Annotated in this window: 13 protein-coding genes and 1 tRNA gene; 6 read left to right on the top strand and 8 right to left on the bottom strand. The window is 70.6% G+C overall.

Going from position 1 to position 11,305, the window contains the following annotated elements:
* Positions 1 to 21: 21 nt before the first annotated feature.
* Complete coding sequence (locus tag ACWC2B_RS24800) at positions 22 to 606, top strand: isochorismatase family protein (protein ID WP_450720105.1); 585 nt, start codon at positions 22 to 24, stop codon at positions 604 to 606.
* Between the two features lie 158 nt (positions 607 to 764).
* Positions 765 to 1,580, top strand: a complete 816-nt coding sequence (locus ACWC2B_RS24805) for an alpha/beta fold hydrolase (RefSeq protein WP_450720107.1) — start codon at positions 765 to 767, stop codon at positions 1,578 to 1,580.
* A 50-nt stretch (positions 1,581 to 1,630) separates the two neighbouring features.
* Here the strand turns inward: ACWC2B_RS24805 and ACWC2B_RS24810 are convergent, their stop codons facing one another.
* Positions 1,631 to 1,792, bottom strand: a complete 162-nt coding sequence (locus tag ACWC2B_RS24810) for a hydrophobic protein (RefSeq protein WP_450720110.1) — start codon at positions 1,790 to 1,792, stop codon at positions 1,631 to 1,633.
* 81 nt (positions 1,793 to 1,873) lie between these two features.
* Positions 1,874 to 3,103 carry an FAD-dependent monooxygenase gene (locus ACWC2B_RS24815; RefSeq protein ID WP_450720112.1) on the bottom strand — a complete coding sequence of 410 codons (1,230 nt, stop codon included), beginning with the start codon at positions 3,101 to 3,103 and terminating at the stop codon, positions 1,874 to 1,876.
* A gap of 296 nt (positions 3,104 to 3,399) precedes the next feature.
* Here ACWC2B_RS24815 and ACWC2B_RS24820 point away from each other — a divergent pair, with 296 nt between their 5' ends.
* Positions 3,400 to 4,212 carry an SAM-dependent methyltransferase gene (locus ACWC2B_RS24820; protein WP_450720114.1) on the top strand — a complete coding sequence of 271 codons (813 nt, stop codon included), beginning with the start codon at positions 3,400 to 3,402 and terminating at the stop codon, positions 4,210 to 4,212.
* Between the two features lie 60 nt (positions 4,213 to 4,272).
* Here the strand turns inward: ACWC2B_RS24820 and ACWC2B_RS24825 are convergent, their stop codons facing one another.
* The 4 genes from ACWC2B_RS24825 to ACWC2B_RS24840 all read right to left on the bottom strand — a co-directional run bounded on the left by ACWC2B_RS24825 (position 4,273) and on the right by ACWC2B_RS24840 (position 7,209).
* Positions 4,273 to 4,482 carry an acyl-CoA carboxylase subunit epsilon gene (locus ACWC2B_RS24825; protein ID WP_450720116.1) on the bottom strand — a complete coding sequence of 70 codons (210 nt, stop codon included), beginning with the start codon at positions 4,480 to 4,482 and terminating at the stop codon, positions 4,273 to 4,275.
* Positions 4,483 to 4,768: 286 nt separating this feature from the next.
* A complete protein-coding gene (locus ACWC2B_RS24830; RefSeq protein ID WP_450720118.1) occupies positions 4,769 to 5,077 on the bottom strand; it encodes an SCO5918 family protein in 309 nt (102 codons plus the stop codon).
* A 105-nt stretch (positions 5,078 to 5,182) separates the two neighbouring features.
* Positions 5,183 to 6,700: a DEAD/DEAH box helicase gene (locus tag ACWC2B_RS24835; protein ID WP_450720119.1), complete on the bottom strand. Its 1,518-nt coding sequence runs from the start codon at positions 6,698 to 6,700 to the stop codon at positions 5,183 to 5,185.
* A gap of 305 nt (positions 6,701 to 7,005) precedes the next feature.
* Positions 7,006 to 7,209: a cold-shock protein gene (locus tag ACWC2B_RS24840; protein WP_030664939.1), complete on the bottom strand. Its 204-nt coding sequence runs from the start codon at positions 7,207 to 7,209 to the stop codon at positions 7,006 to 7,008.
* Positions 7,210 to 7,575: 366 nt separating this feature from the next.
* Between ACWC2B_RS24840 and ACWC2B_RS24845 the strand changes: the two genes are divergently transcribed.
* Both ACWC2B_RS24845 and ACWC2B_RS24850 read left to right on the top strand, forming a co-directional pair.
* Positions 7,576 to 8,664 carry a DUF4185 domain-containing protein gene (locus ACWC2B_RS24845; RefSeq protein ID WP_450720121.1) on the top strand — a complete coding sequence of 363 codons (1,089 nt, stop codon included), beginning with the start codon at positions 7,576 to 7,578 and terminating at the stop codon, positions 8,662 to 8,664.
* A gap of 247 nt (positions 8,665 to 8,911) precedes the next feature.
* The gene (locus ACWC2B_RS24850; RefSeq protein WP_450720123.1) at positions 8,912 to 9,196 is read left to right on the top strand and encodes a hypothetical protein; all 285 of its coding nucleotides are present in this window, start codon (positions 8,912 to 8,914) and stop codon (positions 9,194 to 9,196) included.
* A 99-nt stretch (positions 9,197 to 9,295) separates the two neighbouring features.
* On the opposite strand, the gene ACWC2B_RS24855 is transcribed toward ACWC2B_RS24850, so the two are convergent.
* A tRNA-Met gene (locus ACWC2B_RS24855) sits at positions 9,296 to 9,369 on the bottom strand.
* Between the two features lie 187 nt (positions 9,370 to 9,556).
* Between ACWC2B_RS24855 and ACWC2B_RS24860 the strand changes: the two genes are divergently transcribed.
* Positions 9,557 to 10,192 carry a carbonic anhydrase gene (locus ACWC2B_RS24860; protein WP_450720125.1) on the top strand — a complete coding sequence of 212 codons (636 nt, stop codon included), beginning with the start codon at positions 9,557 to 9,559 and terminating at the stop codon, positions 10,190 to 10,192.
* Positions 10,193 to 10,195: 3 nt separating this feature from the next.
* Here the strand turns inward: ACWC2B_RS24860 and ACWC2B_RS24865 are convergent, their stop codons facing one another.
* On the bottom strand, positions 10,196 to 11,254 hold the full coding sequence (locus tag ACWC2B_RS24865) for a class I SAM-dependent methyltransferase (RefSeq protein ID WP_450720127.1): 1,059 nt from the start codon (positions 11,252 to 11,254) through the stop codon (positions 10,196 to 10,198).
* Between the last annotated feature and the right edge of the window lie 51 nt (positions 11,255 to 11,305).

An 11,305-nucleotide genomic window follows, 5' to 3' on the forward strand; every position in this document is an offset into this window, starting at 1 on the left:
ACCGGGGACCATGATGACGGCATGAGTGATCACGTCGTCCCTGTGGAAGCGCTGCTCGTGGTCGACGTCCAGTCGGCCTTCGTCAAGGGCCCGGGGGCGGTGCCCGACGCGGTCCGACTGCTCGACCGTACGACGGAGTTGATCGCACGGGCCCGGGAGAACGGGGCGCTCGTCGTCCATCTCCAGAACGACGGGCGGCCCGGAGCGGAGGACGAACCCCACACGCCCGGATGGGAGTTGCATCATCCGATCCAGGCCGGCCCCACGGAGGTCGTGATCCGTAAGACCAGGGACGACGGCTTCGCGAAGACATCGCTGGGGCACCTGTTGACGGAGACCGGGGTCCGAGCGCTCGCCGTGTGCGGTGTGATGTCCGAGATGTGTGTTCAGGCGACGGCTCGGACCGCGCTGGAGCTGGGCTATCGGGTGGTCCTTCCGCACGATGCCCACGCGACGCAGAACATCCCCGCGGCGCGCGGCATCAGCGACGAGGTCCCGGCCGCCACGGTGTCGCGCGTTGCCGAGTGGGCGCTCGGCAGTGACGTCGAGGTGCTCGCTCACGCCGCAGACGTCAGGTTCTCTGCGCCGCCCGCGCGGACCGGCTGAGCCCCCGGGCCCTCGGAGCCTGTTGGGTAATCCCCGCCCACCCCCGCGAGCCGCCGCAGCGGCCGACCCGTGACCGATCCCTGGCCGCGCCCCCGGTGCACGGCACGCCACCCGCGCAACCAGTTCGCCGCCGACCGAGGAGAGGACCCCCACCGGCCATGTTCACCGACCCGTCGACGAGTGACCGACATGCCACAGCCGCGGACGGAGCGCGGATCGGGTTCGATTCCGTCGGCACCGGTGAACCGCTCGTCCTGCTCGCCGGTCAGGCGAACTCCCGCCGATGGTGGGATCCCGTGCGAGCCGACTTCTCGTCCTCACACACCACGATCGCGCCCGACTGGCTCGGCACCGGCGCCAGCGACAGCCCCCGGGACGCCGAGTGGAGTACCCGCCGGTTCGCCCGGGACGTGATCGCGGTACTCGACGAACTCGGTGTCGAGCGGGCGCATGTGTACGGGACGTCGATGGGCGGGCGGGTCGCGCAGTGGCTCGCCATCGACCACCCCCACCGGGTCGGCGCGCTCGTCCTGGGATGCACCAGTGGCGGAGGTGACGGCACGGTGGCAAGCGAGTCGGATGTGATCCCGGGGCTGAGCAGGGACGACTCCCGCGAAACGCTGGCGGATCTGATGGTCGGCCCGCACTGGCGGCAGTCGCACCCCGGTCAGCTCAGCGTGCTCGGGGACCCCTGCATGAGCGGCCATGCGCGACGTGCGCACCGCCGCGCCAGCACCTGGCACGACGCGTGGGCCATGCTGCCGTACATCAGCGCACCGACCCTGGTCCTGCACGGGACCGCGGACCGGCTGACGCCTTCCGCCAACGGCACCCTGCTGGCCGAACGCATCCCGGGCGCGACCCTGCGTCTGCTCACCCGAGCCCGTCACGCCTATTTCCTGGAAAGCCGCGAGGACTCCGGCAGCACGGTCCTGGAGTTCCTTGCCGCGCACCCACTGAAGCGTGCGGACTGACGCAACCCGGCCTCCGGCACCGGCTTCTCCAGCAGGGTTCCGGTATTCCCCTACCAGCGATACCAGCGTCCGCTTCCGCCCCTGGGCCGTGCGACGAAACCGATGAGCCAAAGCACCAGGACCGCGATCGCGACCCACCACAGGACTTTCACTGCGAATCCAACGCCGAAAAGGATCAGCGCCAGCAGCAGCACGAGGAGCAAAGGAACCATGGCAATCGACCTCCAGCTTTCCGTGTGCCCCGGTTACACCTCTCCATTCGCGGCTTGCCCCGGATTGTGACCGGCCGCCCGTCAGTAGTCCGGCAGGTCGAAGGCGACGGCGGCACGGAATTCCGGCGAGTCCTCCCGGGCGGGCCCGTCGACGCCCGTCGGCTCCTCGTTCCCCTCCGGCCCGGCCGCTGCCCGCGCCTCGGCGGCCACCATTTCCTGCCCCAGGCCGAGCAGCGCCTGACAGGCCGTCACATGAGGGCGCAGCCGCTCCTCGTAGGCCCGAAAGGCGGTCTCGTGGTCGCCGTCGGCCGCGTGCAGTTCCCCCGCGAGCACGTAGGCCGCCGTCAACGCCACGCTGGTGCCCTGCCCGGTGAGCGGGGAGCAGCAGTACCCGGCGTCGCCCAGGAGTGCGACGCGCCCGCGCGACCAGCGGTCCATCCGGATCTGCGCCACCACGTCGTAATGGAAGGCGTCCGTCTCCCACATGGCTTTCAGGAAGCGGGGCACCTCCCAGCGCAGGGACGCGCAGCGCTCGGCCACCAGCCTCTTCTGAGCCATGGGGTCGCGGGGGAGCAGCCGCTCGTACGGCTCCTCGGAGGTGAAGCCGACGAAGACGCGCAGTTCGGTGTTGTCCCGGACGGTCATGGCCATGCAGCCCCAGACGCCGTCGACCCCGGGCTGGTGGAACACCTCCCAGCGGTCGAGGCCGAGGTGGTTGGGGGCGCTCCACGACGCGATGTAGGTGCCGATCGGATGCAGATAGTCGGCTTCGGGGCCGAAGACGAGGCGGCGGGTGGCGGAGTGGAGGCCATCGGCGCCCACCAGGAGGTCGAACCGCCGCTCGGCGCCGCTCGCGAAGCGGACCCGGACACCGCCGTCGTCCTGCACCAGCGTGCCGATCGAGTCGCCGAACAGGTACTCCACGCCGGTCCCCGCGGCCCGCGCGAGGAGCGTGGCCAGCTCGTCGCGGAGGATCTCCACGTCCGGGCCGTCCGAGGAGCCGCCGCTGGCGGTCCACCCGGTGGTGCGGCGCAGCTCGCGGCCGTCCGCGTCGACGTACGACATGCCGCGCAGGCCGGTCTTCGCGGCCCGTACATCCTCCAACAGGCCCATCCGGTCGATGACTTGGAGCGCGCTGCCACGCACGTCCACCGCCTGTCCTCCGCCACGAAGGTCCGCGGCTCGTTCGACGACGGTGACGCTGAAGCCGTAGCGCGCCAGCCAGTAGGCCAGGGCGGTTCCGGCGATGCCCGCGCCGGAGACGAGGATCGACGTGGGGCGTGAGTGGTGGGGTCGGATGCTGTTCGTCATGGTGACCTCCCGTATCGGTTCGATGGGTCCATCCTCGGCAGCGGCACCGACAGAACACCGACAGCTCACGGGCCCGCCCCGACACGCCACCGACAGGCCGGTGGACACCGGCCGTATGTGCGTCGTGCCGGCGCGGGGCGACCGGCCGGCCTACCGCGATACCGGTTCGGCTCGGGATGGCCGAATCAGGGGACGTCGTGATCCACCAGCAGCACAATGGCCGTAACGGTCCGCTGTCGCCGTGGCGGGCTACTCGTCCGGGACGCCTCGCGGGTGAGCGGGAAGAAGGGGAAGACGTGAGTGAGAGCCAGTACCCGTCAGATGTGTCGGGCAGGCTGAATACCCGGGTCGCGCACAACGCACGGGTATGGAACTACTGGATCGGCGGGAAGGACAACTACGAGGTCGACCACCAGGTCGGTGACCAGGTCGCCACGATGTTCCCGGTGATCCGGGACGTTGCCCGCGCGGACCGCGCCTTCCTCGGCCGCGCGGTCCGGTTCCTGGCCGGCGACTGCGCGGTGCGGCAGTTCCTCGACATCGGCACCGGGCTGCCCACCCTGGACAACACCCACGAGATCGCCCAACGGATCGCACCCGAGTCCCGGGTCGTCTACGTCGACAACGACCCCATCGTGCTCGTACACGCCCGCAGCCTGCTGACCAGCGTTCCCCAGGGAGCCACCGACTACATCGACGCCGACGTCCACCAGCCGGCCGGCGTCATCGAGGGCGCCTCGGCGACCCTCGACCTCAAGCGGCCCGTCGCGGTCATGATGCTCGGCATCCTCAACTTCGTCCTCGATACGGCCCAGGCGCAGGACATCGTGCGCCACATCATGGCCGCGGTCCCCTCCGGCAGCTATCTCGTCCTGACACACCCCACCACCGACCCCGACCTCGGCGGTGAGGGCAACGTCGCGGCCATGAGGTTCTGGAACGAGAACGCCACACCGCCCATCACCGCCCGCAGCCGTGCGGAGATCAGCTCCTTCTTCGACGGCCTGGACCTGCTCAGTCCCGGTCTCGTGTCGTGCTCGCTATGGCGCCCCGAGTCCAACTCCCCTGCCGCACTCCCCCAGTTCGGCGCCGTAGCCGTAAAACCCTGACCGACGAGGCGGTGCTGAAATGATGCGGGCCCCTGACCTCGTGGAGCCGACACACAGCTCTCAGGGGTCCGCGCGCCAGGAGATCGCCGGCACGTGCCCCTTCCAGGACCGGTCCCAGTACGCTCTCGACGTCCTGCGTTCCGGCTCGGCCGACCGTGCGGATATCGCATCACCAAGCGCACTCAGAACGACCGTGAGGGCCGCGATTTCGAGGGCACTGGGATGACCACGGTGGATGCGCACGTGATGGATGTCCAGGTGATGGAGCATGCTTTCACGTTGCTCCGATCGGGGCGTCGGCTCATCTTCAGTTACGCCATCCGGGTAACGCCCGCGCACCGATGGGGGTAGACCGCGTTCCTCCGGCTTGCGCGACGGCCAGGACTGTGACAACACGCCGCCGACGCCAGAGCGCCCTCAGCCGCGCCGAACAGCACCTACTGACGGAATGGCCGGGCCGACTGTCCGACAGAACAGATGCCCCTGAAGAGACGACGACGCCTGCCCGGGCCCTCGTCGATGCGCTGGGTGCGGGCCGTTGGCCCGCCGTCGTGCGTTACGCGGGCGCGGGCGAGCCGAGCAGCGCCGAGGCGGCCTCGACCGGGGTCATCGCGGGGGCCGGTCCCACCTCGCCGATCGTGGCGCACTTGAAGCCGAGCATCGTCATGGCCCGTACGACTTCCTGGGCGCTGAAGTCGCGGCGGTCCTGCCGGGTGATGACCGAGCCGACCTGCTTGACGGGGTAGTGGCGGCGGCCGATCTGTACGGACTCACCCACGACGGGCTCGGGCTTGACGCCCTTCATGGACTCGATCACCCCGCTCTTGGTGAGGTCGAACGGGAAGCGGGCGATGACACAGCGCATGTTGCCTCACAGAGAGAGGAGGGGCGGCCCGAGGGGGCCTGGCGGGAGGTGGCCTGAAGAGGGAGCGGCGCCCGGCGGCTGTGGGGCGACCGTACGCGAACGGGCTTACGCCGCAGCGCTGTTGGCACCGGAGGGCCGCTGACCGGCGCCGCGCGGGGGCTGGCCGGCGCGCCGGTCCTGGGACGTGCGGCTGCGGCGTCCGCGGGACGAGGCGGGGCTGCGCCGGGAGCGTTCCACGACCGGCAGGCTGATGGTGACCGGGATGCCCGACGGGGCCTGGGCGCCCGTGATGCGGATCAACTCGGGGTCCCCGGACCGTACTTGGGTGGTCTGGGGAACGATCCCCGCGGTGGCCATCAGGCGACTCATGTCGCGGCGCTGGTTGGGCGTGACGAGCGTGACGACGCTGCCGGACTCGCCGGCGCGCGCGGTCCGCCCGCCGCGGTGCAGGTAGTCCTTGTGGTCGCTGGGCGGGTCGACGTTGACGACCAGGTCGAGGTTGTCGACGTGGATGCCGCGGGCGGCGACGTTGGTGGCCACGAGCGCCGTCACATGACCGGTCTTGAACTGGGCCAGAGTGCGGGTGCGCTGCGGCTGGGACTTGCCGCCGTGCAGCGCGGCGGCGCGCACCCCGCTGTTCAGCAGGTGCTCGGTGAGCCGGTCGACGGCGTGCTTGGTGTCCAGGAACATGATCACCCGGCCGTCGCGGGCCGCGATCTCGGTGGCGGCCTGGTTCTTGTCGGCGCCGTGTACGTGCAGCACGTGGTGCTCCATCGTGGTGACGGCGCCGGCCGACGGGTCGACGGAGTGCACGACCGGGTCGGACAGGTAGCGGCGGACCAGCAGGTCGACGTTGCGGTCCAGGGTCGCCGAGAACAGCATCCGCTGTCCCTCGGGGCGCACCTGGTCGAGCAGCGCGGTCACCTGCGGCATGAAGCCCATGTCGGCCATCTGGTCGGCCTCGTCGAGCACGGTGATGGCGACCTGGTCGAGGCGGCAGTCGCCCCGTTCGATGAGGTCCTTCAGACGGCCCGGGGTCGCCACGACGATCTCCGCACCATTGCGCAGCGCGCTGGACTGCTTGCCGATCGGCATGCCCCCGACGACCGTGGCGAGGCGCAGCCGCACCGAGCGGGCGTACGGCATGAGTGCGGCGGTGACCTGCTGGGCGAGTTCGCGGGTGGGGACGAGGACCAGCGCGAGCGGCCGGCGCGGTTCGGCCCGCAGGCCTGCGGTGCGGGCGAGCAGGGCGAGGCCGAAGGCGAGGGTCTTGCCCGAGCCGGTGCGGCCGCGGCCCAGGACGTCCCGCCCGGCGAGCGAGTTCGGCAGCGTCGCCCCCTGGATGGGGAACGGCACGCTCACGCCTTCGCGGCCGAGCGCGGCCAGCAACTGCTCCGGCATGGCGAGATCGGCGAAGGCTTCGACCGCGGGCAGCGCGGGGGTGGTCGTCACCGGCAGCGCGAATTCACCCTGTGGAGCGGAGGGCCGTCGGCCGTAGCCACCCGAACGGCCGCCGGAGCCGGATCGGCCACCGCCCCTGGGGGCGCCGGAAATTCCGGTACGGGTACGGGTTCGAGTTCCGGAGAATCGGTCGTTCGGGGTATTCGTACGGGTGCGGTTCACGGGGAACCTTCCTTGATGAGGCACGTATCAAGGAATTCCCGGAAATCGAACGGAACAGGGAATCGCAAGAACGAGCCGAGCGGGCGCGAAGACGAATCGGATCGCGCTGACATATGCGGGTCGAGCCGCCGGATTGCGGAGCAGCCGAGTCGCCGGGGCGTGGAATTGCGGTGGGCCCGGCGGCGGCCCTGACGGGCGGAAAGTCGCCGCGGGTGTGGCGCGGCGTGGGCACTGGGCCCGGACATGCAACGAGCTGGGGCCCGCACCCCAAGGTGCGGGCCCCAGCTACGAAGTACGCGTCGGCGTCAGGCAGGAACGATGTTCTCGGCCGTCGGGCCCTTCTGGCCCTGCGCGATGTCGAAGTTCACCTTCTGGCCTTCGAGCAGCTCGCGGAAGCCCTGGGCGGCGATGTTCGAGTAGTGGGCGAACACGTCCGGACCGCCACCGTCCTGCTCGATGAAGCCGAAGCCCTTTTCCGCGTTGAACCACTTCACGGTACCAGCAGCCATGTCAATCTCCTTCGGGGAATTCCCGGAGCCCGCACCGTGCGCACTCCGCGTCACTGCGATGATTACCCCGCCGGATCATGACCGGACATACAAAAACGCGCTCACCGGCACGAGCGGCCGACAAGAGCACCTGAAGTTTCGGGAACCACAACTGCAACTGATATCGACAGTAGCACGCCCTCATCGCCGGGGGCCGGACAATAATTCAACTCCGCCAGCCACAGGAAAAACCCTCACCGCGCCCTATGTCGATATCTCTCTTCGCGGCGAGAGATATGGGAGTCTCGCGTTCATGGCGAACCAGGGAGTGCGGGTACGGGGCCGCTGTGCGGCGGGCGGGGTGCTGAACGGGCCCTGGAGTACGCCGTGTTGAGGCGGTCCGTGGTGCGGTGGGCGGCCGTTGGCGCCGTACTCGGTGGGCAGGCGCTGATGGGCCGGCCGTCCGGCGCGCGGGCCGCCGCCCGGGACGCGCCCGACGGTCTCGTGGTGACGAAGGTGGGCGATCTGACCGGGCCGGGGATCACGTCGCGGTTCGGGATGGAGGCGGCGGACCTGGGGATTTCCGCCCGAACCCCGGACGGACGGCTGCTCTTCGTGTTCGGGGACACCTTCGAGGAGGCGCGGGTGGGCGGCGACGGGTGGCGTTCGCCCGTCGCCCTCTACGCACGCATGCTGCCGGGCGGGGAGGTGACCTGGACCGGCGCGGTGGGCGGGCGGTACGCACGGCAGCTGATGGAGTACCGCCACGACGGTCCGGAGCTGACGACCGTGCTGCCCACCGACGTGATCACCATCGGCGCGGACATGTATCTGTACGTCGCGGTGCACCAGGGCTTCGGAAACGTGCGGTGGGGCGAGATCTGGCGTTCGCGCGACGCGGGGGTCACCTGGCATCCCACCGACGCCCGCTTCCCCGGCAGTCTGCACGGCGGGTGCTTCCAGCTCCTCACCTGGGGGCTCGGCGACGACGGGTACGTGTACGCGTACTCAACCGGTTTCCAGCGGGACAAGCCGGCCATCCTCCACCGCGTCCCCAAGGACCGGATCACCGACCCGGCCGCCTACCAGCCGTGGGGCCGGGTCGGGGGCACCTGGGCCTGGGGCGACCCGCCCACCCCTGTCCTGCACGGCAGGATCGGCGAGATGTGCCTGCGCCCGATCGCCGACCGGTGGGTCCTGACCTGGTTCGACGCGGGCGAGTACCGGATCGACGCACTCGTCCTGGACACCCCCGTGTCCGCGCACGACATCCCGGCCGCGCGCCGCAGGACGCTGATCCGGGGTGGAACCTGGACCAGCGAGGACGATACGCACGTGGCCCAGTTGTACGGCGGCTACATCATCCCGGGATCGACCCTCGACGACCTCCACCTGTCGGTGAGCCAGTGGAACACGGCACAGGGGTGGCCCTACCGCGCGATGCACTTCCGGATCCGCGGCGACCTGCCGTCCTGATGCGGCGCGGGGCAGCCGGGGGGCCACCGCGCCGGCGAGCGGAAGGGACCGCCGCACCCGCACCGGGGGCCGCGACCCGGCCGCCGGCACGGCGCTGACCGGACGCAGGACCGCATCGCGGTCGAGGAAGAGCCCAACGACGTCGGTGCGGCGCCGGATCTCCTCGCCCCGCCAGGATTGGACATTTACCCTCGAATGCCCTCAAAGCCATGGGGGACGCTTCCTCTGTCCGGCCGTTAAGCCGGTCATGAACCTTCGACGCTCTGTCCCCGCCCTCGGCGCCCTTGCCGCCGCCGCGCTCCTGGCCGTCTCCGCCGCCTCCGCGCAGGCCGACCCCGGACCCGAGTACAGCAAAGTCGCCCGGGTCGGGGGCGTCCTGGACGACTCCGGCCGCTGTGTCAGGGGCCCCGTGTATCTGACGAAGGCGGAGACGGAGGAATTGGGCCGGGAGATGGCCTACGTCGCCTGGACCTCGGCCGACATTCCCAACACCCCGGGGGGTCAGGGATGTCTGTTGGGCGAATCCCAGTAGCGTCCACGTGCTCGCGGGGGGCGGGCCGCAAGGCCGGTGCCCTTGGCACGCCGAGAATGCGTCCGGCCCCTCGACATCGCGTCGAGGGGCCGGATTCAGTAGCGGGGACAGGATTTGAACCTGCGACCTCTGGGTTATGAGCCCAGCGAGCTACCGAGCTGCTCCACCCCGCGTCGGTAACCACAACCTTACGTCACCCCGGGGCCCGCGCCGACCAGTTGCGCATGGACCGCTGATCCATGCTCGTCACGGCGGCGACAGCAGCCAGGGGCGCCCTGGCCACCGCCCGACGCCACCGCCCCCCGTCCGTGGGCGGGTCCCGGTTCGGTCGTGAGCTGCGCAGGGCCATAGCCTGCAGTCATGACCGACGCCCCGCCCCTGACTCCGTCCGAAGCCTTCGAGCTGCTGCTGGCCGGCAACCAACGCTTCATCGCGGGCGCGCCGCGGCACCCGAACCAGGATGCCGCTCGCCGCGCCGAGACCGCGCCCGGTCAACGCCCGTTCGCCGTGCTCTTCGGCTGCTCCGACTCACGGCTGGCCGCCGAGATCATCTTCGACCGGGGACTGGGTGACCTCTTCGTGGTGCGCACCGCGGGCCACGTGGCGGGGCCGGAGGTACTGGGCAGCATCGAGTACGGGGTGAGCGTTCTTGACTGCCCGCTGGTCGTGGTGCTTGGCCACGATTCGTGCGGCGCGGTCGCGGCCGCGCGTGCCGCCCTGGACGACGGCGTCGGCACGACCGGGTACGTGCGCGACGTAGTCGAGCGCGTCACCCCCAGTGTCCTGTCCGCCCGCGCATCCGGCCTCACCCGGGACGACGACATCATCGCCGAGCACATAAGGCACACCGTCGACCTCCTCCTGGACCGTTCCCGGGTACTCGCCGACCAGGTCGACACCGGACAGGCAGCCGTGGTGGGCCTGTCCTACCGGCTGGCGGACGGCAGCGCCCGACTCGTCACGGCCCGCGGTCTGCCGTTGCCGTTGCCGTCGTGACACTCATCCGTCGCGGCGGGCGATCACCCGGTACGCGTTGGAGAACCGGGTTCGCCGCGCCAGCGGGTTGAGCAGTTGGTCGAGCCCGTACAGCGCGATCAGCACCGGCAGGAACGCCCACACCAGCGCGGACCTGAGGGCCCGGGCGGCGCGGCCGGGGCGGCGCGGCCGCCAGGGTGCGTCGTCGCGGGGCAGCAGCCGGTCGAACAGGAACCAGGTGGCGCACACCAGGTCGGCCGGGATGTGGGCGTCGCGGCGCTCGGCCACCTCGACGGTGAAGCCGAGCTCGCGCAGCCGCCGGCACAGATTGCCCATCGGGACCATGTTCAGGTGCTGGGGCTGGAACCAGGGCAGCCAGAGCCGTCCGAGCAGCCGTCCCGACAGCGACTCGGGGTCGGGGACCTCGATCAGGAGATGACCGCCAGGGGCCAACGCCTTGTGCGCGGCGGCGAGTTCGCGGTGCGGGTCGAGGGTGTGCTCCAGGTAGTGGAACATGCTGACCGCGTCGTAACGGCCCGCCATCTCGTCGGCGAGGTCCACGAACAGTCCCCGGTACGCCTCCTGGATCCGGCCTTCCTTGGCCGCGAGTTCGACGCCTTCGCCCATGTCGAGGCCGTCGAACCCGGTGTCCGGCAGCACTTCCTTGGCGGTGGCGCAGAAGTGGCCCAGCGAGGTGCCGACGTCCAGCCACCGGCCGGGCAGGGCGACCCGCCGCAGGGCCCGGGCGCTGCGGCGGAACCGCTTCTTGCTGCCGTTGCCGGCGAACATCTTGGCGGTCGTCTCGGCGCCCAGTCCGTCGTAGAAGTCCCGGTAGTAGAAGTCCAGGCCGTCCTGGCTCAGCCTCGGGTTCTGGAAGATGTGGCCGCAGCCCCGGCACTGGTCGAGGACGAACTCGCCCGGCTTGCCCTGGATGAGGTCCGTGGTGCGGAACTTGCGGCGCAGCTGCGTGCCCAGGCACCACGGGCAGTCGGTGCGCGCCGGCAGGAAGAAGCGGCCCGTGCCGCGGGCCAGCTCGTCCTGGTACGAGGGGCGGAGCTGGGCGATCCGTTCGCTGTCGGGCATGTGCGTGCCTCTCTGTGGGGGCTCTGGCGGTCCATTGAGGTTCCGGCGAGG

The sequence above is a fragment of the Streptomyces sp. NPDC001415 genome, from assembly GCF_053597395.1.

Bases quoted from the DNA above. Each gene is read 5' to 3' on its own strand.
- ACWC2B_RS24810 (WP_450720110.1), bottom strand. From the start codon at position 1,792: ATGGTTCCTTTGCTCCTCGTGCTGCTGCTGGCGCTGATCCTTTTCGGC.
- ACWC2B_RS24830 (WP_450720118.1), bottom strand. From the start codon at position 5,077: ATGCGCTGTGTCATCGCCCGCTTCCCGTTCGACCTCACCAAGAGCGGG.
- ACWC2B_RS24800 (WP_450720105.1), top strand. From the start codon at position 22: ATGAGTGATCACGTCGTCCCTGTGGAAGCGCTGCTCGTGGTCGACGTC.
- ACWC2B_RS24840 (WP_030664939.1), bottom strand. From the start codon at position 7,209: ATGGCTGCTGGTACCGTGAAGTGGTTCAACGCGGAAAAGGGCTTCGGC.
- ACWC2B_RS24805 (WP_450720107.1), top strand. From the start codon at position 765: ATGTTCACCGACCCGTCGACGAGTGACCGACATGCCACAGCCGCGGAC.
- ACWC2B_RS24865 (WP_450720127.1), bottom strand. From the start codon at position 11,254: ATGCCCGACAGCGAACGGATCGCCCAGCTCCGCCCCTCGTACCAGGAC.
- ACWC2B_RS24825 (WP_450720116.1), bottom strand. From the start codon at position 4,482: ATGCTCCATCACCTGGACATCCATCACGTGCGCATCCACCGTGGTCAT.
- ACWC2B_RS24815 (WP_450720112.1), bottom strand. From the start codon at position 3,103: ATGACGAACAGCATCCGACCCCACCACTCACGCCCCACGTCGATCCTC.
- ACWC2B_RS24860 (WP_450720125.1), top strand. From the start codon at position 9,557: ATGACCGACGCCCCGCCCCTGACTCCGTCCGAAGCCTTCGAGCTGCTG.
- ACWC2B_RS24850 (WP_450720123.1), top strand. From the start codon at position 8,912: ATGAACCTTCGACGCTCTGTCCCCGCCCTCGGCGCCCTTGCCGCCGCC.